A 21,769-nucleotide genomic window follows, 5' to 3' on the forward strand; every position below is an offset into this window, starting at 1 on the left:
CTACGAGCGCAGCTTCTCAGTCGCCTCACGGTCCAGTTCGCCCTCGGCGGTGACGACCACGCCGTACGTCTCGCGGGCGGCCTCGCGGGAGACGTAGCCGTCGGCGACGTCTTCGCGGACCGCCTCGGGGTCGCGCTCCGTCGGATCGCCGTAGCCGCCACCGCCGCCGGTTCGGACCGACAGGGTCTCGCCGGGTTCGAAATCGCCGCGCATCATCCCGGCGTACCGCTCGCCGCCCTCGGCGTCGTAGAGGTGGTCGTTGTCGACGAGTATCGAGAGGCGCTCTCCATCCGGGTCGTCGGCGTCGACGACGATGACGTTTCTGGCGCCCGGGCCGCCGCCGGCGAGCCCCCAGCCGGGCGAGCGCGAGCGCTGTAAGATCGAAAGCGCGCCGCTCGGTTCCGTGAACTCGTAGTCGCGACGCGTGCCGAGACCGCCGCGCCTCTCGCCCTCGCCGCCGGAATCGTCGCGCAGTTCGAGCCGGTTCAACCGGATCGGCGCCTTGTTCTCGAACACCTCGATGGGGACGTTTCGGACCATGGTCTCCGAGATGTGCATCAGGGCGCTCTCGCCGTCCTGGCTGCGCGTCGCGCCCCAGCCGACGGCGTCGTTGTTCGCCTCGACGAACATCTCGCCGGTATCGGGGTGTTCGCCGTAGATCTGGATCCCGATCGGTTCGCCGCCCGAGGCGGCCGGCACGCGGTCGGGTAGCGCCTTCGCCAGCGCCTGGTAGATGACGTCGATGCCGGTGATCGCGGTCCAGACGGTGAACGTCGGCGCGGGGTACTGGGCGTTGAAGACGTTGCCCTCGGGCGCGACGACCGACAACGGCTGGTACTGCCCGTCGTTCGAGTCCTCGTCGGGCGTCGTCACCGTCTTGAAACAGAGTTTGCAGATGGTCTCGGTCATCCCGCGGGGGATGTTAAGCGGCTCTTCGACTTCGTCGGCCGACCCGGAGAGATCCACCGTGAAGTCGCCGCCGTCGATCGTCACGTCGGCCTGTACGCGTATCCCGTCGTCCGGATCGCGACCGACGCCGTCGGCGTAGTCGACGCCGGTCCAGGTGCCGTCCGGCAGCGCTTCGACGGCCTCTCGCGCCGTCCGTTCGCCGTGGTCGATCACGGCGTCGATCGCCGCCTCGACGGCGTCCTCGCCGTACGTCTCGTAGAGCTCGCGCAGCCGGCGATTGCCGGTCTCCAGCGAGGACACCTGTGCGTGTAAGTCGCCGATGACCTTGTCCGGAATTCGCGAGTTAAAGCGAACGAGGTCGATGATCTCTTCGTCCGGTTCGCCGGCCTCGTAGACCTTCGTGCCGGGAAAGACCAGCCCTTCCTGGTGCATGTCGGTCGAGTCGAGCACGTAGCCGGGATCCTTCGCCCCGAGGTCGAGCCAGTGTGCCCGACAAGTCGTGTAGCCGACGATTTCGTCGTCGTAGAAGACCGGGGCGATGAGACACATGTCGAGGACGTGCGTCCCGCTCCAGTAGGGATAGTTGAGCATGAGCACGTCGCCCGGCTCCAGAGCGTCGGTGCCGACGTGCTCGATGGCTCGCTCCAGGGCACCGTCGTTCGCCCCCAGAAAGAGCGCGAGCCCGGGCGAATCGGCGATCAGTCGCATCTCGCGGTCGTAGACGGAGATGCCGAAGTCGAGGATCTCGTAGACGACGGTGTTGTAGGCCGTCCGAACCAGCGTCCGTTGCATCTCGGCTGCGGCCGACGTGAGGTAGTTGCGGATCACTTCGACCGTCGCTGCGTCGAGGTCCGATGAGGGGCCAGTCTGTGTCATAGATTCTCCGGTCGCCGCGGTCACACCGTGTCGGTGGCTCTCAGGCGACCCGTTATCAGTATCTCTCAGGCTCAGCTAATCAAGGTGGTGGTCCAAGAAGTCGAATCGGTCGAAGCCGGATCGACCTAGTCGTCGGCGCCGATGTCGGCTCGCATTCGCCGTCGCTCGTCCTCGTCGGCGTAGGCGTCGACCTGCGCTCGTTTCTCCCCGGGATAGAGCAGACAGCGAACTTCGTGTCCGGGTTCCCGTTCGACCAGCTCGGGGTCGACGGCCGAACACGCGCCGAAGCGCTTGTGACAGCGCGGGTGGAACGAACAGCCCGACGGCGGATCGATCGGATCCGGCGGTTCGCCCGTCGTTTTGACCGAATCCGGTTTCATCGCGAGCTCGTCGCTCTCGACGACCGGAATCGCAGAGAGCAGTTGTTCGGTGTACGGATTGAGCGGATTCTCGAACAGCTGCTCGCTCGTTCCGACCTCCATGAACTTCCCGAGGTACATGACGGCGATCCGATCGGCGATGTTCTTGACCAGGCTCAGATCGTGGCTGATGACGACGTACGTGAGATCCAACCGCTCCTGGAGGTCTTCGAGCAGCGAGATGACCTTCGCCTGGACGCTCACGTCCAGCGCGCTCGTCGGCTCGTCCAAGACGACGAGCTTCGGATTGAGGATCAGCGCCCGCGCGATGGCGACGCGCTGTTTTTGTCCGCCCGAGAGTTCGGTCGGATACCGGTGGATGAACTCCGGCGGGAGGTCGACGAGCTTCATCATCTCGACGACTCGCTCCCGTCGCTCGGCCTTGGACCCGATGCCGTGGACGACCAGCGGATCGGCGACGACGCTTTTGACGCGGCGTCGCGGATTCAACGAGGAGGTCGGGTCCTGATAGACGACCTGTAAGTTGCGCCTGACATCGCGCAGCTGTCGGTTGCTAAGCGAGGAGATGTCGGTCCCGTCGAAGTGGATCTCGCCCGCGGTCGGTTCTAGCAGGCGGCTGACGATCTTTCCGAGCGTGGTCTTTCCACAGCCGCTCTCGCCGACGACGGCGAGCGTCTCGCCGGGTTCGACGTCGAAGCTGACGCCGTCGACGGCGCGAACGCGTTTTTCGCGTCGGTTCAACAGTCCGCTCTTGACGAGAAAGTGCTTCGTTACGTCGCGCACCGAGAGGAGCGGTTCCGTCTCGCCCGTCATCGGTTCGTCTGCCGATTCGCGTTCGATTTCGTGCGTCTCTTCGTTACTCATCGTTCTCACCCGCTTCGGCGTGAATCGCTTCCGCGGTAGTCGACGCTACGGCTCGGGCGTCCGCTTCGGACGCGTCGCGCGCCGCGTACTCGATCTCGTTCTCGGCGACCGTCGTCGCCTCGGAGAGCGTCATCCCCTCTTCGTACAGGTGACAGTGAACGTCGTGGGCGGCGATGGTGACGTCGGGCGGCGTTTCGACGTCGCAGGTTCCCTCGATGGCGGCCGGACACCGGGGATGGAACCGACAGCCGGCCGGCGGGTCGGTGTAGTCCGGAATCGTTCCCGGAATGCCCGATCGATCGAAGTCGGTGAGCTTCGGGATGCTCTCGATCAATCCCTTGGTGTAGGGATGGAGCGGTGAATCGAAGAGCTCCTGGGTTTCGCCCGATTCGACGATCGTTCCGGCGTACATCACGTAGATTCGATCCGCCAGTTCGCGGGCGACGCCGAGGTTGTGGGTGATGTACAGCATCGAGAGGTTGTCGCCCAACAGCCGGTCTTTGAACAGGTCGATGATCTGCTCCTGGACGGTGACGTCGAGCGCGGTGGTCGGCTCGTCGGCGATGAGGAACTCGGGTTCGTTGAGGAGCGCCATCGCGATCATCACCCGCTGGCGCATGCCGCCGGAGAGTTCCATCGGGTACCGGTCCAGGACGCCCTCGGGATCCGGGATCTGGAGGCGCTCTAGGAGGTCGGCGCTGCGATCGCGGATTTCGTCCGCGCGATCCGTATCGCGCCCGAGGTAGTTTCGGACGATCTCGCGCCAGGTGACGTCTCTTTCACCCTGGTAGGTGAGGATGTCCGACATCATGTCGCCGATCGTAAAGACCGGGCTGAGGTGGCTCATCGGATCCTGGAAGATCATGCTCATCTCGTCGGCCTGGATCTCCTCGTGTCGGTTCGGATCCGCGAGCACCTCCTCGCCCCGGTAGCGAATTTCGCCCTCGACGATCTCTCCGGGCGGTTGCGGGAGGACGCCGAGGATGGTGTCTGCGGTCACGCTCTTTCCGCAGCCGGTCTCGCCGACGAGCGCGACCGTTTCACCCTCCTCGATCGTCAGGTCGACGCCGTTTAGCACCCGATGTCGCCCCTCGTAGGTGTTAAAGTGGACGTGCAGGTCGGAGACGTCGACGAGCGGATCCGCCATCTACTCCACCTCCACGTCGAACATGTCTCGAAGGCCGTCGCCCAGGAAGTTAAACCCGAGGACGGCGAGGAAGATCGCCAGTCCCGGGAAGGTCGAGTACCACCAGCTCGCCGGCAGGTAGTTGCGCCCTTCGGCCGTCATCGTCCCCCACTCGGGCGTCGGGGGCTGGGCACCGAGGCCGAGGAATCCGAGGCCCGCGCCGACGAGGATGGCGTACCCCATGTCCAGGCTGAATTTCACGCTGATCGGCGCCATGACGTTCGGGAGGATCTCCCGAAAGAGGATGCGGTGGGTTCGAGCACCGATCCCCCGCGCGGCCTCGACGTAGGTCTCTTCTTTCACCGATAACACCTCTCCGTAGGTTAACCTGGCGTACCACGGCCACCACACCGCGGCGATGGCGATCATGGCATTCGTTAAGCCGGGTTCCAAGGCGACGATGACGGTCAACGCCAGTACGAGCGGCGGGACGGCGAGGAAGACGTCCGAGGTGCGCATCGCGATCGTCGCGAACGGCCCGCCCAGGTAGCCGGCGGCGAGCCCGATCGGGACGCCGATCCCGATGGCGACGCCGGTGACGAACAGCCCGAGTTGTAACGAGAGTCGGGTCCCGAACATGATCCGCGAGAGGATGTCGCGACCGGCCTGGTCGGTGCCGAGCGGGTGGTCTAGCGACGGCCCTTCGAGCGATCGGTCGAAGTTCGTCGACGGATCGTCGCCGAACCCGGCGTGACCGGGGTACGGCGCGAGATACGGCGCGAATATCGCCACGAAGACGAACAGCGCGATGATCGTCAGGCCGACGATCGAGAGGGGATTCTGTCGGAACCGGTAGGCCAGCCGTCGGAGGTCTTCTCCCCGGCGCTCCATCGTCGCCCGCCAGCCGGTTGCGGCCACGGAGTCGTCCGTTTCGAGGCTCATTGGCGACCACCCGAGACGCGAACGCGCGGATCGAGGTAGCCGTAGAGGATGTCGACGACGAGGTTTGCGAGCAGGTAGATGATCCCGATGACGAGCGTCACCCCGACGACCGCGTTGATGTCGTTGGCGAGGATGGCGTCGACGCCGTACCGTGCCATGCCCGGCCAGCCGAAGACGATCTCGACTAAGAACGCCCCACCGATGAGAAAGCCGAAGTCGAGTCCGGCGATGGTTAACGTCGACGTTGACGATCGTTTGAGGACGTACTTGTAGACGAGGAGTTTCTCCGGGATGCTGTGGGTTCTCAGTCCCTCGACGTACTCTTTGTTGTACTCTTCGATGAAGCTGGAGCGTGTCATGCGTGTGATGTCTGCCATTGGAGCGAGCGAGAGCGTCAACGCGGGCAGAAAGATGTGTGCGGCCGCGCTCTGAAACGCAGCGAAGTTGAACGTGATGAGCGAATCGAACAGCAAGAATCCGGTCACCTGGGTGTATCCGACGTCGCCGATTCGGCCGGTCGCGGGGAGCAGCCCGAGCCAGAAGGCAAAGACGAGCTGGAGCAAAATCGCAGCCCAGAACTGGGGCATCGAGACGCCGACGAACGAGAGCGCTCGACTGGCGTTATCTTCGAACTGGTCTTTGTTCTTCGCCGAAATGATCCCGAGTGGCACGCCGACGAGGATGGCGATCAACATCGCGACGACGACCAGTTCGAGCGTCGCCGGAAAGTAGTAGGCGAGGTCGGCGGAGACGTCGCGACTCGTCGTCAGCGCGACGCCCATCTCTCCCTGGAACAGGCTGGTCATGTACTCGCCGTACTGGACCCAGATCGGATCGTTGAGCCCCATATCCTCGCGGAGTTGTTCGACGGCTTCCTCGGAGGCGCGCGGTCCGAGCGCCTGTCGTGCCGGATCGCCCGGGACGACTCGCGCCAGGAAGAAGATGAGAATCGACAGTCCGAAGAACACCGGAATGACCGACAGGATTCGTTTCAGGAGATAATTTCGATACGACATTAGTGTCTGTAACTACTCGATTTCTGCCCGGCGGTAGCGCTAGGGTGGTCTACGCGCGATCCTACTGGTAGTCCTGCAAGCATGTGAATAGGGAACTCACTTCACGCTAATAAACGTTGTCGTTCCGGCGGCTGTGGCGTCTCTCCGGCCCGATCCGGTGACCGCATTCGTCTCGTCGTTCGACGGGGGTCACCGACTGTCGCTCGGAGACTGTCTTAAATCGTGATCTATGAGTGCGAAAACATGAGGTATTGTTAAGGTTGCTGCGACGTCATCGCATACCATGGCAAGGAGCAACGCCAACATTAGTCGCAGAGACGTCATGAAATACGGGGGTGCTGCGGGTGTCGGAACGGTCATCGCGGGGTGCATCGGTGGCGAGTCACCCGACGACGATGCCGAAGGCGAATTCGTCTATCTCACGACCCAGCAACCGAGTTCGATCGACCCTGCGCGTTCACTCGACGAACTGGAGGGGATTTACAACAGCAACGTCTACGACCCGCTCTTGCGGTACGACGATCAGTTCCCGCCGGAACTGACGGCCGGCGTCGCCGAGGACTGGGACTTAGACGACGACGGTCGGACGTACACGTTCGAACTGCAAGACGACCTGGAGTTTCACAACGGCGATCCCGTCACGGCCGACGACGTCGCGTTCTCGATCGAGCGCGTGATGTCGATTCGAGAGGGGCCGTCGTGGATGTGGGAGGGACTGCTCACGGAAGACAGCGCGACCGTCGTCGACGAGACGACGGTCGAAGTCGAACTCGAAGAGACGTTCGCGCCGTTCACCGCGACGATGCCCTGGCTGTTCATCGTCAACGAAGACCAGGTCTTAGAACACGAGGACGGAGGCGACCTCGGCGGCGACTGGCTCGAGGACAACTCCGCGGGAAGCGGCCCGTTCGAACTCGCCGAGTATCAGCGCGGCGAGTCGATCACCCTCGAACGCAACGACGACTGGTGGGGCGAGTTCCCGGACGGCGGGTTCGCCGAGGTGACGATCGACATCGGCCTCGAGGTGTCGACCAAGATGGGCATGATGCGAAATCACGACGGGCACCTGACCGACCGGTGGCTCGCGTATCCGAACTACATGGAGCTTGACGAGGCCGACGGGGTCTCTCTGAGCGAGACGGAGACGTACAACACGTACTACATCTACATGAACATGCTCACCGAGCCGCTAGACGACGTCCACGTCAGGCGGGCGATCTCGTACGCGTTCGATTACGAGACCGCGATGTCGATCCTCGGGACCGAAGACTCGTTGAACGGTCCGCTCCCCGACGCGATGGAGCACGCGACCACCGACGGCGTCCACCAGTACGAACACGATCTGGACGCGGCCGAAGCCGAACTCGAGCAGTCGGACTACGATATCGAGGACATCGAAGTGACGTACGTCTCCCAGCCCGACATTAGCGCCAATCAGGACATCGGCCTGATGATGGAAGACGAGTTCAGCCAGATCGGTATCACGGTCAACTTAGAGGACGCGCCGTGGACGCGCATCGTCGAGATGGCGTCCGATCCCGAAACCTCTCCGCAGATGTTCCCGCTGTGGGGGCTCATCGAGTACGACGATCCCGACGCCTTCCTCTGGAGCATGTGGCACAGCAGCTCCGTCGGCACGTACCTGAACGGATCGAACTACGAGGACGACGAAATCGACGCCCTGCTCCAGGAGGGTCGCCGAACGATCGACACCGACGAGCGAGCCGATATCTACGCCGAGATTCAACAGATCATCGCAGAAGACGCCCCGACGCTGTTCGTCGCGAACGACGTGACGCGATTCGGCGTCAACTCGGACGTCAGCGGCTTCGCCGACAACGGGATCATGGGCTACACGCACCAGTTCCACAACTACTCACAGGAGTGAGCCCGGCGCGTCGACGCTCGTATCGCCTCTGTACTGCGGTCACCCCACTACCGACGGTTTCGTCGCGATCACGTTTTGTCCTCCGATCACAGGCTCTTCGCAGCTACGATGCGGTCACTCGTCACGAGCCGTACCTGGCGAACGGCGGCGATCCGGCCGATTCACTTCCTCCGTGGTAGGACCGAAACTCACCGATCCCGGAGCGATCGGGTCGCCTCGCGGTCGATCTCGCCGCCGTCGTCGATCGCGACGCCGTAGTCTTCGCGAGCGCCCTCGCGAGAGACGTAGCCATCGGCGACGTCCTCGCGGACGGCTTCGGGGTCGCGATCGAACGGATCGCCGTAGCCTCCGCCGCCGCCCGAGCGGTTCGAGATGATCTCGCCGGACTCGAACGTGCCGCGGAACATGCCGGCGTACTTCAGATCGTCGTCGACCGCGTCGTACAGGTCGTCGTTGTCGACGAGGATCTGGACCCGGTCGTCCCAGCCGTCGTCGAGATCGAGGCCGACGACGTTCTTCGCGCCGGGTTCGCCGCCGTCTAGTCCCCAGCCGTCGGTCCTGGTCTTCTGGACGATCGAGAGACCGCCCGTCGGATGGGTGACGAGATAGTCGCGCCGAATTCCCAGCCCGCCGCGGTTGGTGCCGGGGCCGCCCGAGTCCGGACGGAGCGAGAGCCGGTCGATCTCGACCGGCGCCTTCTGCTCTATCACTTCGATCGGCAGGTTCTGCACCATCGTCTCGGTGACGTGCATCAGGGCGTTTTGCCCGTCACGCGCGTTCGTCGCCCCCCAGCCGACGGCCTCGTTGTTCGCCTCGACGAACGCTCGCCCCGTCTCCGGATCGTTCCCGTAGAGCATGATGCTACAGAGGTCGCCGCCGGAGCTCGCCGGAACGAGATCCGGCATTCCCTTCGCGAGCGCCTCGTAGACGACGTCGACGGCGAGGATCCCCGTCCAGCCGACGAACGTCGGCGCGGGCTCGGTCGGTTCGAAGATACTCCCCGGTCTGGTTTCGACGGAAAGCGGCTCGTAGAGGCCGTGATTCGAGTCCTCCTCGGGCGTCGTGACGGTCTTGAAACAGAGCTTTCCGAGCGCGTCGCCGCCGGTGTCGTTGTACGGCGTCTCGAGCTGGTCGGCCGACTCCGTGAGGTCGATCGCGAACGACTCGCCGTCGATCGTCACCGTGGCGACGATCTCCACGTCGGTCTCGCCGGCGTCGATCCCGTCCGCGTAGCCCCTCGCCGTCCACGATCCGTCCGGCAGGGCCGCGACCGCCTCGGCGGCCGTCCGCGCGCCGTGGTCGAACAGCCGTTCGATCGCCGTTTCAACCGTGTCGGTGCCGTAGCGCTCGTGGAGCTCGCCAACCCTGGTCGCGCCGGTTCGCAGCGCGGCGATCTGGGCGTTTAGGTCGCCGATCACCTTGTCGGGAATCCGGGAGTTAAAGCGGATGATGTCGAGAATCTCCTCGTCGGGTTCTCCCTTCTTGTACACCTTCGTCCCGGGGAAGATGATCCCTTCCTGATAGACGTCGGACGAGTCTAAGACGTAGCCTTCGTCCTTGGCGCCCAGATCGAGCCAGTGGGCGCGACACGCCGCGAACCCGACGAGCTCGTCGTCGACGAAGATCGGCGAAAACACCAGGACGTCGAGCGTGTGCGCCTGGGACCAGTAGGGGTAGTTACACAGCACCACGTCGCCCGGTTCGAGGTTCTCGCGGCCGACGTGCTCGACGCCCGCCTCGATCCCTTCGTCGTTCGATCCGAGGAAGATGGCCAGCCCGGGCGAGTCGGCGACCAGCCGAAGCTCCGCGTCGTACAGCGAGATGCCGAAGTCCAGAATCTCGTAGACGATCGTGTTGTACGCCGTCCGGACGAGGGTGCGTTGCATCTCTGTCGCCGCCGAGGTGAGGTAGTTCCGGATCACCTCGACCGTGGCCGGATCGACGCTCGATCGCGTGGAACTCATCGATCAACCACCGCCCGTCCGGGCGCTGATCGAGCGACTCTCCTCATAGCTCTCCGAGGATCGTGTAGACGAGTCGGACCGGTTCGTCTCCGCGGTTTACCGAGTAGTGCTCGACGCCGGCGGGGATGACCGACAGCGTCTCCGGTCCGACCGTCCGGGACTCGTCGGTCACCAACTCGAGCTCGCCCGAGAGGATAACCGAGAGTTCGTCCCCCTCGTGGCTCGTCGTTCCCGACGCCGGGACGCGCTCGCCCGGTTCGATGACGAACGTGCCCGTCTGCGCGGTCGGATCGTCGCTCGTAAACAGCGCGAGGGGTTCGTCGATACTTTCCTCCCAGTTCGATTCGAGGTCGTGAATGCGTGCGTCTGTCATGGTGCTCGAGAGGTCGCGCCGACGCGACATCGTGTCTCTCGGTACCACATCTCTTCGCCTGATAGGTAGCGTTTTCGCTCGCGGTCAGTTCTCCCGCTCGTCGCGCACCGACCGCGTCGCCTCGCGGTCTACCTCGCCGCCGCCGTCGATAACGACGCCGTAGTCTTCGCGAGCGCCTTCGCGAGAGACGTAGCCATCTGCGACGTCCTCGCGGACGGCTTCGGGGTCCCGATCGAACGGATCGCCGTAGCCCCCGCCGCCGCCAGAGCGGTTCGAGACCACTTCGCCGGGTTCGAACGATCCTCGCATCATACCGACCCACTCTCTGTCGTCGGCCGGGTAGTCGTCGTTGTTGTCGGCGAACACCTGGATGCGATCCGACCGACTCGCGTCCGAATCGTCGAGATCGAGCACGACGACGTTTTTCGCGCCGGGTTCGCCGCCGTCTAGGCCCCAGCCGGCGGTTTTGGTCTTCTTGATGATCGTGAGGACGTCCGCCGGGTGGGTGAGCCGGTAGTCGCGACGAACCCCGAGCCCGCCGCGGCGTTCGCCCGGCCCGCCCGAGTCTTCGCGAAGCGAGAGCTGATCGAATTCCACCGGCGCCTTGTTCTCGAACACCTCGATCGGGATGTTCCGGACCATCGTCTGCACGTAGTGCATGAGCGCGCTGGGGCCGTCGCGCTCGTCGGTCGCCCCCCAGCCGACGGCCTCGTTGTTCGCCTCGACGAACGACCGGCCGGTGTCGGGATCGTCGCCGTAGAGCATCACGCTGCAGATGTCGCCGCCGGTGCTCGCCGGGATCCGCTCTGGCATCGCCTTCGCGAGCGCCTTGAACACCACGTCCACCGCCAGCATCGACGCCCAGAGCGTGTACGTCGGGGACGGATACTGCGCGTTGAACAGGTTCCCTTCGGGAACGACGATCTCGATCGGCTCGTAGTGGCCGTGGTTCGTGGTCTCCTCGGGCGTCGTCAGCGTCTTCAGACAGAACTTACAGATCGCCTCGGTTCGCCCGAGCGGGACGTTGATCGGCCCCGTCACCTCGTCCGAGGATCCCGAAAAGTCGAACGTGAACGCGTCGCCGTCGATCGTCACCTCGACTTCGATCCGAACCAGTTCGTCCGTGACGCCGTCGTTGTCGACGTAGTCGACCGCAGACCACGTTCCGTCCGGCAGCGCCTCGATTCCCTCCGTCGCCGTCCGCTCTCCGTGCTCGACGATCCGGTCGACGGCCGCGTCGACGGTCTCGGTGCCGTACTTCTCGTGCAGCTCTCGCAGCCGGTCCGCACCGGTTCGGAGCGCGGCGATCTGGGCGTTCAAGTCGCCGATCACCTTATCGGGAATTCGGGAGTTAAACCGGATGATGTCGAGGATCTCCTCGTCGGGTTCTCCCTTCTTGTACACCTTCGTGCCGGGGAAGATGAGTCCCTCCTGGTGCATGTCCGTCGAGTCGAGGACGTAGCCCTCGTCCTTGGCACCCAGGTCGAGCCAGTGGGCGCGACTCGCCGTGTAACCGATCAACTCGTCGTCGAGAAACACGGGCGCGAACAGGCAGACGTCGAGCGTGTGCGAGGAGTTCCAGTAGGGGTAGTTGAGCACGATGACGTCGCCGGGATCGAGATTCTCCTCGCCGACGTGTTCGACGCCCTTCCGGACGCTGAAGTCGTTCGCCCCGAGAAAGAGCGACAATCCGGGCGAGTCGGCCAGCAGCCGTAGGTCGGCGTCGTACATCGAGAGGCCGAAGTCGAAGATCTCGTAGATGATGGTGTTGTACGCCGTTCGAGTCAGCGTCCGCTGCATCTCGGTCGCCGCCGAGTTCAGGTAGTTTCTGACCACGGCGACGGTCGCCGGATCCAGATCGCCGGACGCGCCGGTCATCGTCGTGACCCCTGTCGTGTCCGACCGGCGCCTGCATCGTCATCGATCGTGGCTGTTCGTCGAACCCCGGTCGCCGCGTTCGACCGATTCGGCGTCGCTTCGGTCGCCACCTGATGCGATGTGACACTGTGTATCATGGTCGACACCGTCGATCAGAGCGGCTCCCAGGTTCGGGGGCTGTGGTTGAGTCGCTCGCAGCCGTCTTCGGTGACGACGACGATGTCCTCGATGCGCGCGCCGAATCGCCCGTCCAGGTAGATCCCCGGCTCGATGCTGTGGACCATTCCCGGCTCGAGAACCGTCTCGTTACCCTCGACGATGTAGGGTGCCTCGTGGACTTCGAGTCCGAGTCCGTGGCCGGTCCGGTGGAGGAACTGCTCGCCGTAGCCCGCCTCCTCGATCACCGACCGCGCGGCTTCGTCTACCGACGCCGCCGTGACGCCGGGTTCGACCGCCTCGACCGCGGCGTCGAGGGCGTCGTGGACGACCGCGTGGATCCGTTCGAACTCCTCGGGCGGCTCGCCGTCGAAGACGACCGTCCGCGTCTGGTCGCCCGGATAACCGTCGTAGCGCGTCCCGAAGTCCAGGATGACCGGTTCGCCGGCCCGTATCTCGCGATCGCCGTGACGGTAGTGAGGCTGGGCGCCTTTGGGCCCGGAGCCGACGATGGGGTCGAACGAGAAGCCGTCGCCGCCGCGGGCCTCCATCTCCGCGCCGATCTCGGCGGCGAGTTCGGCTTCTGTCATGCCGACCGCCTCCGCGCCCATCGCGCGGATCGCCTCGGAGGCCTCGTCGGAGATCCGTCCCGCCTCGCGGAGCGCGTCGAGTTCGCCCTCGTCTTTCCGGATGCGAAGGTCGTCCAGGACGGCGCTGGCGAGTCCAAATTCGGCGTTCGGGAGCGCCGCCTGCAGGTCGAGGCTGAACAGCGCGAACATGCGGTCGTCGAGGAGGACGCGCCCGCCCTCGACGCCGAGGCGGGACAACACGTCTTCGACGACGGCCATCGGATCGTCGCCGTCGGCCCAGGCGTCGACGCGCTCGATGTAGGTTTCCTCGATGATCTGGTCTGCGTACATCTCCGGGGCGACGATCGCGAAGTCCCCGGGCGTGACGAACGCGAGGAGGTGGCGCTCTGCGGGTTCTTCTTCGAACCCCGTGAGATAGAGGAGGTTCGGGCTGGGAAACAGGACGAGCGTTTCGTCGTCGCTCAGTGCGTCTTGACAGCGGTGCAATCTGGTCTCGAACGGTGATTCTGTCGTCATTGTATCTCTGAATGTGTGCGCGATCGATCGCGCGTGACTCGGTTTCTGCATCTGTACGCCGATGCGGTAGTGGGCTGCGTTGGCCCGGCCCTGGCGGGTCCGTCAGCGTTCCGCCCGGAGCGATCGGGTTGCCTCGTGATCGATCTCGCCGTCGTCGATGACGACGCCGTAGTCGTCGCGAGCGCCCTCGCGAGAGACGTAGCCATCTGCGACGTCTTCGCGGACGGCTTCGGGGTCGCGCTCGAACGGATCGCCGTAGCCTCCGCCGCCGCCCGAGCGGTTCGAGATGATCTCGCCGGGCTCGAACGTGCCGCGGAACATGCCGGCGTACTTCAGATCGTCGTCGACCGCGTCGTACAGTTCGTCGTTGTCGACGAGGATCTGGACGCGATCGTCCCAGCCGTCGTTCAGATCGAGGACGACGACGTTCTTCGCGCCGGGCTCGCCGCCGTTTAGTCCCCAGCCCTCGGTCTTGGTCTTCTGAATGATCGAGAGGCCGCCCGTCGGGTGGACGAATCGGTAATCGCGCTGGATGCCGAGGCCGCCGCGGTGGGCGCCGGGGCCGCCCGAATCCTGCCGGAGCGAGAGCTGGTCGAACTCGATCGGCGCCTTGTTCTCGAACACCTCGATCGGGATGTTCTGTACCATCGTCTCGGTGATGTGCATCAGCGCGCTGGGGCCGTCGCGTTCGTCGTTCGCCCCCCAGCCGACGCCCTCGTTCAGCGCTTCGACGAACTGGCGGCCCGTATCTGGGTCCTCGCCGTAGAGCATGATGTCACAGAGGTCGCCGCCGGAACTCGCCGAGACGCGCTCCGGGACCGCCTTCGCGAGCGCCTCGTAGATGACGTCGACGGCGAGAAAGGCCGTCCACAGCGTGAACGTCGGTGCGGGGTACTCCGGGTTGAACAGGTTTCCGGGCGGCACCTCGAGCGAGAGCGGGGCGTACTGGCCCGCGTTCGAATCCTCGTCCGGCGTCGTGATGCTCTTAAAGACCAGCTTCGCGAGCGTCTGGCTCATGCCGATCGGGACGTTCAACGGGACGTCGACCTGGTCGGCCGACCCGGAGAGGTCGACCGTGAACGCCTCGCCGTCGATCGTCACCTCGGCTTCGACCCGGATGAGGTCGTCCGTATCGGAGGTGATCCCGTCTGCGTACCCGACGGCGCTCCACGATCCGTCTGGCAACTCGGCGACCGCCTGCGTCGCCGTCTGCTCGCCGTGGTCGATGACGGAGTCGATCGCCGTCTCGACCGTCTCGCTGCCGTACTTTCGGTGTAGCTGGCGCATGCGATCGGCGCCGGTCCGCAGCGCGGCGATCTGGGCGTTTAAGTCGCCGATCACTTTGTCGGGAATCCGGGAGTTAAACCGGATGATGTCGAGGATCTCCTCGTCGGGTTCGCCCTTCTTGTACACCTTCGTGCCGGGGAAGATGATCCCCTCCTGGTGGACGTCGGTCGAGTCGAGGACGTAGCCCTGGTCTTTCGCTCCCAGGTCGAGCCAGTGGGCGCGACTCGCCGTGTAGCCGATCAGCTCGTCGTCGAGGAACACCGGCATGAAGACGAGCACGTCGAGCGTGTGCGTCGAACTCCAGTACGGATAGTTGACGAGTAAGATGTCGCCGGGGTCGAAGTGATCCTCGCCGAGGTGGGAGACCGTTCGGTCGACGCCGTAGTCGTTCGCGCCGAGAAACATCGAGAGACCGGGCGAGTCGGCGATCAACCGCCGATCGGCGTCGTACATCGAGATCCCGAAGTCGAGAATCTCGTAGATGATCGTGTTGTACGCGGTCCGGATGAGCGTCCGCTGCATTTCGGTCGCCGCCGAAGTGAGGTAGTTTCTGACCACTTCGATCGTCGCGGCGTCGATCTGCGCTCCCGATCCTGGGGGCGTGGTGGCGCTCATGATCACTCGCCCCCGCTGATGAGGATGTGGCCGTACTCGTCGATCTGGGCGACCTGGTCCGAGTGAAAGACGATGGTCGTCGTCGGCTCCTGTACGATCGCCGGGCCCGGGATTTCGTGGCCGGGCTGAAGCTGTGCGCGTTCGTAGACGCCGAACGTCGTCTCGGCGCGTTCGGCGAAGCAGTACGCCTCGCGTTCGCCGGCCGGTTCGACGGTCGCCTCGTCCGCCGGCTCCCGGGCGTCGATCGCCGGCTTGTCGTTCTCGCCGATGGCGCGGACGCGCAGGTGGACGACCTCCGGCGGGTCGTCCATTGTGTGCCCGTAGCGAGACTCGTGGCGCGCCTCGAATCGGTCGCCCAGCTCGTCTAAGTTCGTCAGGTCGTCGGCCGAGACTTCCACCGTGTGCTCCTGCCCGAGATATCGCATCTCGACGAGCCGTTCGAGGGTCCGATCCTCGGGTCCGTACCCTTCGTCTCCGAGCGTTCGTGCGCCTTCCGACTCGAGTTCGTCGAACTGCTCGTCGAACGCCTCGTACTCGAGTTCGTCGAGGACGGTGATCGACGTCTGAGCCATGTCGTAGACGACGTCCGCCATCAGCATTCCCCAGGCCGAGAAGACCGAGGGGGCGTGCGGAATCAGCACTTCGTCCGCGCCGATCTCCCGCGCCAGCAGCGGCACGAAGAGCGAGCCGGCACCGCCGTAGGAGACCATCGTAAAGTCTCGCGGGTCCAGTCCCTTCTCGACGGTGATCTCTCGAATCGCGCCGACGGTGTTCGCGAGCGTGACGTCGAAGATGCCGCGGCTGGCCTCGTTTACCGACATGTCGAGCGGATCGGCGATCCGATCGCGGATGCCGTCGACCGCGCCCGTCTGGTTCAGATCCATCTCCCCGCCGAGGAACGCGGCCGGATCCATGTACCCGAGCGCGACGGCGGCGTCGGTCACCGTCGGTTCCGTTCCGCCGCGGCCGTAACTGATCGGTCCCGGATCGGCCCCGGCGCTCTGCGGGCCGACCTTCAGGAAGTCGCCGTCGAGCCAGGCGATGCTCCCGCCGCCGGCGCCGATCGTCCGGATGTCGTAGACGGGGATCATCATCGGCATGTGCCCGAGCGTCGAGTCGTACTCGACGGCGGGGGAGCCGTCTTCGATGACGCACGCGTCGAGGCTGGTTCCGCCCATGTCGACGGCGATCAGGTTCTCCCTGTCGGTCACGTCACCGACGTGGGAGGCGCCGATGAGTCCGCCCGCCGGACCGGAGAGGATGGTGTGAACGGGCGCCGTCGTCGCGTTTTCCGCGGTCAAGGTGCCGCCGCCCGAGCGCGTGATGAAGAACGAGCCGTCGAACCCGTCGTCTCGCAGCGAGCCGTCGAGCTTCTCGACGTAGGACTCGAAGATCGGTTTGATGTAGGCGTCCAGGACGGCCGTACTGGTCCGTTCGTACTCGCGGTATTCGCGCGTAATGTCGCTCGATTGCGAGAGCGTGACGTCGGGGATCTCGTCGCGAATAATCTCGGCCGCCTGGCGCTCGTGCGTGGCGTTTCGGTAGGAGTGTAAAAAGCAGATGGCGATCGCTTCGACGTCGTGGTCGTCGACGAGCTCCCTGGCCGCCTCGCGAACGGCGTCTTCGTCGAGCGGCTCCGATACTTCGCCGTTGGCGTCGATGCGTCCGGGGACGCCGATGCGTCGCCGTCGGGGGACGATTAGCTCCGGCTTCTGATAGCGGATGTCGTACATCGACTCTCGCTGAAGGTTCGTCCGTCCGATCTCGAAGATGTCCTTGAATCCCTCGTTGGTGATGATCCCGGTTCTGGCTCCCTCGCGCTCTAAGAACGCGTTGATGCCGAGCGTCGTTCCGTGGACGAACGCCTCGACGTCTTCTAGGGTTGCACCCACTTTCTCGATGGCGTTTAGTACCCCTTCGGTCGGATTCGACGGCGTCGTCGACGCCTTCCCGACGGTGATCTCTCCGGTGTCTCGATCGAACGTGATCGAGTCGACGAACGTTCCACCGATATCTACTGCTAGGCGGTCTCGCGACTCCATGTGTAACACTTACAAACACAGCCCATATAGATTGGGGTTTCGGTAGCGTACGGGAGTCTCGTCGGCAAGCACGATGGCGTACTGATTCAACGCACCACCCACTCGACGATGTAGAAGTATAATTAATTACTCGAATACGATCGAACCTGGTTACTCGTCCACCTGGTCGGTCGTTTCGACTCGTTCCCTCGACTGGTCGGTCCCGTCGCGGTCGTTTCTCGGTCGAGTGGCCCGCGTTCAGTACGCCCGAGGTCAGTCAAACGGTTTCGGTGGCGAATCGGACGTGTGCATTCGTGCTAACGAATCGAATTGGCACGCTCAAGCACCAATCGCCGAATTGGCACGCTCACGTGCCAAGCACCGAATTCGTACGCTCACGTGCCAAGCACCGAATTCGCAGCCTCTCACACCGAGTCGAATTCGTACGGTTTCACGACCAGGAATTGACATCGACGTCCACTCGCCCCCGAATCGAGTGGGTGAGTGGGAGCTGATGAGTCGAATTTGTCGGGAATCGGTTTCGGGTCCGGTTTCTTCTATCGATCGAGTACCGGTTTCTTCTATGGGTCGAGTAGTGAGACTCGCCGTCACGCCGTGTCAGTTCTCTTCGTTCGATCTCTCCACTCAGTCCGTCCACCGGCATCCGGACGACAACCGTCACGCGACCGTCGCGAGTGGATCGGTGTTCTGGACGATCTGAACGAGTAATTACTTTCAACGCAGATTGGTGCGTCGACGGATCGGGCCTGGTGGGCATCGCCGTATCAGGTGCCGAACGCCCGTCGCAACCACGCCCACCGGTCGCGAACGACGCGTCGAGACGAATCGTACCTTGTCGTCCACCTACACTTATACCGCTCTCGGATGAACGGTGACGTATGAGCGATCGGCTTCGGGAGTTCGTCGCCGAGGACCTCTGGCTGTTCGTCGCGATCGTCACGTTCGCTCTCGCTGGACTCGCCGCACTCGCCGGTCTGGGGGTTGGTTCTGCAGTCATCGCGACGATCGGCTGGTTTCTGTTGACGCCGATCTTGCTGTTCTGGGGCGAGGAGATCGCCGCCGCGCTCTTCGACGAGGCCGAATCGTCTGCTGCCGATTCGACCCCGGACGCCTACGAGGAGCTAAAGAACCGGTACGCGACCGGCGAGATCGACGAAGCCGAGTTCGAGCGCCGGCTCGACCGACTCGTCACCGTCGACGACGCCCTCGAGGGTGCATTCTCCGGTGATCGAGAGCGGACGGCCGCCGACGCGGATGGTCGGGCGACCGACGACCCGCCGATCGACGCCGCTAGCGACGGCTCGCTCGACGAACCTGCGTCCACAGAACGCGAACGCGCGTTCGAGTGACGTAATCGTTCAACGCTCTCGCCACGTTCGGCCAGCGTGCGCTACTCGCCCGTCTCGTCCGGCCGCTCTCCGTCCGGCACGTGCCCCATGAGGACGACGATTCGGTCTTCAACAGAAATCTCGAGATCCTCGACGATGTCGTACCCCGATCGCATCTCGTCTGCGGCGTTTTCGGCTGCGGTCTGCCCGTCGAATGCGTACACCTCGCGGAGGTCGTAGCTCGGGTCGTCCCCTTCGAAGGTATTGGTGTATGCGATTGATTCGGCGTCCAACCGTTCTCCGGGGTGGTGCGCGAAGGTGAGGTGCGAAACGCCCGCTTCGCGGGTCACGAGAGAGAAGTCGCGGTCGGCCTCGACGAGGCGCGTTCGGTCGCCCTCGTAGGCCTCTCGAGCGGCGTCGAACCACTCAGATCTGCGCGGGCTGAGTATCCGCCCGGCGTCCGCGTCGACCGCCACGACGGACCGTTCGCCGTCCGGTTCGTCCGCTTCGTCGGGATCGACGTACCGCGCGTAGCCGTCGACGTCGCCGTCGGCCACCAGGCCGTACTGGTCGCCGGTGAGCGTTTCGGCCAGCTCGTCCGCGTCGAATTCCGCCTCAAGCACGGAGAGCCCGTTCGTGACGCCGTCCGCGGGGAGTGGGGTGTCGACGGACAGGTACACGTCGATGTCGGCGATAGAAATACCGAAGAGCTCGTACTCGTCGCTTCCGCCGAGTTCCAATTCGACCGATGGAAGTCGCCGGGTAACCGTCAATCGGTCCGACGCCATCGACTCGGCGACCCACTTCGTGTAGTCGGGGTGGTCGTGCTCCTCGTCGCTTCCGAAACCGAAACACCCGGCGACGGCGACACAGAGTGCGACGGTCGTTCCGGTCAGGTACGATCGCCTGGTTGATAGGGTACTCATATGCTACTGTTTAACTACTTGACAAATAAAGATTACCATTGTATAACAATCCCATATTATTGTAATAACTTATGGGGTGGATATGTAGTTTGCCCATAGGTGTGCCGATAGGGATGAGTCACACGGCGAACGCGCACACAAATGGACGATCGGCGGGCGATTCGATCGGTCGGATCGCCCGGCCCCTGGTCCACACTCAGGCGGTCCAGAGCGCCCGGCCGATATACTCACTCGGTTCGCTTCGCCAGAACGAGCAGACCAACCGAGTCTTCGATCGCCGTCGGCGAGACGTCCTGATTGCCGTCGAATCGGACGACTTCGCCGGCCTCGACCGCGTGTTCGTCGTCGCCGAGCGTGACCGACAGTTCTCCGGAGAGCAGGTGGAGGACGATTCGGCGGTCGGGGTGCTGGTGGGCCGGCACCGACTCGCCCTCGGCGAGGGTGAGCCGGATCGTCATCGGCTCTTCGTCGAAGCAGTGGGCGTGGGGCGTCCCCTCCAGTTCGTCTACGACGACGTTCTCGGTGGGTGCGACCGGGCGGTTCGACGCGGTGGTGTCTTGCGATGCCATATTCCCGCTTCGGGCTCCGGACAGGTGGGTCGTATCACGAACCTGTTCGGGCGAAGACTCGCCGTCGCCGGACCGCCCCGCTGACCGGACGCCCTTCGACCGCCCGGCCGTCCCCGATCGAGAGCCTCAGCGGCGTTCGACGAAAATCGAGAGGAGGATCCAGGCGTAGCCGATCGAGCCGATGAGGACGATCACGGCCCCGAGCCGCTCGACGTCGGCATCTGTGAGCCACGTTCCGGCCGCCTCGACGACGAAGCCGGCCGCCAGCGCCAGCGCGCCGGCGCCGGCGCTCCGGTTTCCGACGCCGACCGTCTCGCCGATCGCCGGCGGGTAGAACTGGTAGGTGACGCCGACGATCGTCAGGCCGAGAAAGCCGCCGATCGCGAGTCGATAGTGGGCGTCGGCGAGGCCGAGATCGACGTGTCCGAGCCCCATCGCCCAGCCGATCCCGACGGCGACGATCCCGAACGCACCGCCGACGGCGATGGCGCGGTGACCGACGCGATCGCGCTCGCTGGCGAGGACGAGTTCGACGACGGTGAGCCCGTAGGCGACGATCGCCACGGCGAGCAGCGTCGCCCCGACGGCGAAGATGGCCCCGCCCTGGAAGTCTGCGACGAGCAGCGCCGGCGCGACCGCGCCAGCCGACAGGGCGATCACTACGAGTGCGAGCCGCGGCGTGCCGACCAGAAACCGCGGCAGCAGTCGAAAGCCGATCCCGAAGAGCAACAGCGTCGCCGTCCCGGCGGCGAGGACGTGCGACCCGGCCGCCCCGGCGGGGACGAGCACGAGCGTCGTCGACTCGACCGACAGACTCCCCAGTTCCACCCGCGGAATCGAGATCGTCCCTCGAACGTCCGTCAGGGCGTCGAGAACGGGGACGAAACTCCCCCAGAGCAGGTAGAGGCCGACGACGGGGACGACGGCGTTGGCCGCCCGGTCGACGGGTTCGCGATGTCGATTCGGCCCCGCCGTCCCGGTTTCGGCCCCGCTCAAATTGTCTCGAACCGTCCAGGCGAGCGTCCCGACGAAGACGCAGACGCCGGTGAACCACGCGACCGCGCCGATCGCGAGCCACTGCGAGCCGGTGAGCCCGACCGTCTCGACCGCCCCGCCGAGCGGGTCAGTCGGGTGCACGCGGGCGGCGACGAGGCCGAGGACGCCGAGTACCGCGAGCGGCAGGTGGACGAGCGGTGCGGACGGCGCGGCGAGTTGCCGATCGAAGTACGACGGAACGAGCGCGTAGGCCTTCCCGAAGATGACCGAAAAGACGAACCCGTACAGCCCGAGCACGACGGTCGCGGGCCGACTCACGCCGGCGAGGACCGCGAGGTTCCAGCAGACGAACCAGCCGACGCCGACGGCGACGAACGCGCGCGCCCCGCGGGTGGTCGCGCCGGCCGTCACGATCGCTCACGCTCCCGATTCCGACCGACCGGGGTGTCTTCTCTCGCGACCAACCCGTCGGCGGGAGCCGCTACCGTGCAACACTGAGTCCAGATCATTGGCTCTCCGTTCGAAGCC

General features: G+C 64.7%; 17 protein-coding genes. 3 read left to right on the forward strand and 14 right to left on the reverse strand.

The genetic code is table 11. The features are described 5' to 3' along the window. From NKH31_RS09585 to NKH31_RS09605, 5 genes are all read right to left on the reverse strand, one after another. Positions 1–1,785, reverse strand: coding sequence for a hydantoinase B/oxoprolinase family protein (locus tag NKH31_RS09585; RefSeq protein ID WP_254861568.1), 1,785 nt, complete (start codon positions 1,783–1,785; stop codon positions 1–3). A 125-nt stretch (positions 1,786–1,910) separates the two neighbouring features. Next, positions 1,911–2,978, reverse strand: coding sequence for an ABC transporter ATP-binding protein (locus tag NKH31_RS09590; protein WP_425492322.1), 1,068 nt, complete (start codon positions 2,976–2,978; stop codon positions 1,911–1,913). Between the two features lie 43 nt (positions 2,979–3,021). Beyond that, the gene (locus NKH31_RS09595; RefSeq protein ID WP_254861570.1) at positions 3,022–4,176 is read right to left on the reverse strand and encodes an ABC transporter ATP-binding protein; all 1,155 of its coding nucleotides are present in this window, start codon (positions 4,174–4,176) and stop codon (positions 3,022–3,024) included. After that, the gene (locus NKH31_RS09600) at positions 4,177–5,097 is read right to left on the reverse strand and encodes an ABC transporter permease (RefSeq protein WP_254861571.1); all 921 of its coding nucleotides are present in this window, start codon (positions 5,095–5,097) and stop codon (positions 4,177–4,179) included. Continuing rightward, on the reverse strand, positions 5,094–6,113 hold the full coding sequence (locus tag NKH31_RS09605; RefSeq protein WP_254861572.1) for an ABC transporter permease: 1,020 nt from the start codon (positions 6,111–6,113) through the stop codon (positions 5,094–5,096). Before NKH31_RS09605 ends, NKH31_RS09600 begins: the two co-directional genes overlap by 4 nt. Positions 6,114–6,396: 283 nt before the next feature. On the opposite strand from NKH31_RS09605, the gene NKH31_RS09610 reads away from it, so the two are divergent. Continuing rightward, a complete protein-coding gene (locus tag NKH31_RS09610; protein ID WP_254861573.1) occupies positions 6,397–8,001 on the forward strand; it encodes an ABC transporter substrate-binding protein in 1,605 nt (534 codons plus the stop codon). 188 nt (positions 8,002–8,189) lie between these two features. On the opposite strand, the gene NKH31_RS09615 is transcribed toward NKH31_RS09610, so the two are convergent. The 6 genes from NKH31_RS09615 to NKH31_RS09640 all read right to left on the reverse strand — a co-directional run bounded on the left by NKH31_RS09615 (position 8,190) and on the right by NKH31_RS09640 (position 17,422). Then, entirely contained in the window at positions 8,190–9,965 is a 1,776-nt protein-coding gene (locus NKH31_RS09615; RefSeq protein ID WP_254861574.1) for a hydantoinase B/oxoprolinase family protein, read from the reverse strand. Positions 9,966–10,008: 43 nt separating this feature from the next. Beyond that, positions 10,009–10,338, reverse strand: coding sequence for a cupin domain-containing protein (locus NKH31_RS09620; protein ID WP_254861575.1), 330 nt, complete (start codon positions 10,336–10,338; stop codon positions 10,009–10,011). An 84-nt stretch (positions 10,339–10,422) separates the two neighbouring features. Beyond that, positions 10,423–12,216 carry a hydantoinase B/oxoprolinase family protein gene (locus NKH31_RS09625; RefSeq protein ID WP_254861576.1) on the reverse strand — a complete coding sequence of 598 codons (1,794 nt, stop codon included), beginning with the start codon at positions 12,214–12,216 and terminating at the stop codon, positions 10,423–10,425. A 152-nt stretch (positions 12,217–12,368) separates the two neighbouring features. After that, positions 12,369–13,478, reverse strand: a complete 1,110-nt coding sequence (locus NKH31_RS09630) for a M24 family metallopeptidase (protein WP_254861577.1) — start codon at positions 13,476–13,478, stop codon at positions 12,369–12,371. A gap of 102 nt (positions 13,479–13,580) precedes the next feature. After that, positions 13,581–15,380, reverse strand: coding sequence for a hydantoinase B/oxoprolinase family protein (locus NKH31_RS09635; protein WP_254861578.1), 1,800 nt, complete (start codon positions 15,378–15,380; stop codon positions 13,581–13,583). Positions 15,381–15,382: 2 nt separating this feature from the next. After that, a complete protein-coding gene (locus tag NKH31_RS09640) occupies positions 15,383–17,422 on the reverse strand; it encodes a hydantoinase/oxoprolinase family protein (protein ID WP_254861579.1) in 2,040 nt (679 codons plus the stop codon). 574 nt (positions 17,423–17,996) lie between these two features. Between NKH31_RS09640 and NKH31_RS17690 the strand changes: the two genes are divergently transcribed. After that, complete coding sequence (locus NKH31_RS17690; RefSeq protein WP_256547881.1) at positions 17,997–18,122, forward strand: hypothetical protein; 126 nt, start codon at positions 17,997–17,999, stop codon at positions 18,120–18,122. A gap of 178 nt (positions 18,123–18,300) precedes the next feature. Beyond that, on the forward strand, positions 18,301–18,771 hold the full coding sequence (locus NKH31_RS09645; protein WP_254861580.1) for an SHOCT domain-containing protein: 471 nt from the start codon (positions 18,301–18,303) through the stop codon (positions 18,769–18,771). 41 nt (positions 18,772–18,812) lie between these two features. On the opposite strand, the gene NKH31_RS09650 is transcribed toward NKH31_RS09645, so the two are convergent. The 3 genes from NKH31_RS09650 to NKH31_RS09660 form a co-directional block, all read right to left on the reverse strand. Beyond that, positions 18,813–19,676, reverse strand: coding sequence for a hypothetical protein (locus NKH31_RS09650; protein ID WP_254861581.1), 864 nt, complete (start codon positions 19,674–19,676; stop codon positions 18,813–18,815). A 227-nt stretch (positions 19,677–19,903) separates the two neighbouring features. Further along, positions 19,904–20,245: a cupin domain-containing protein gene (locus NKH31_RS09655; protein WP_254861582.1), complete on the reverse strand. Its 342-nt coding sequence runs from the start codon at positions 20,243–20,245 to the stop codon at positions 19,904–19,906. A gap of 126 nt (positions 20,246–20,371) precedes the next feature. Beyond that, positions 20,372–21,652, reverse strand: coding sequence for a hypothetical protein (locus NKH31_RS09660; RefSeq protein ID WP_254861583.1), 1,281 nt, complete (start codon positions 21,650–21,652; stop codon positions 20,372–20,374). Positions 21,653–21,769: the final 117 nt, after the last annotated feature.

This window comes from Halovivax gelatinilyticus, assembly GCF_024300625.1.
In the GTDB taxonomy this organism is placed as follows: domain Archaea; phylum Halobacteriota; class Halobacteria; order Halobacteriales; family Natrialbaceae; genus Halovivax; species Halovivax gelatinilyticus.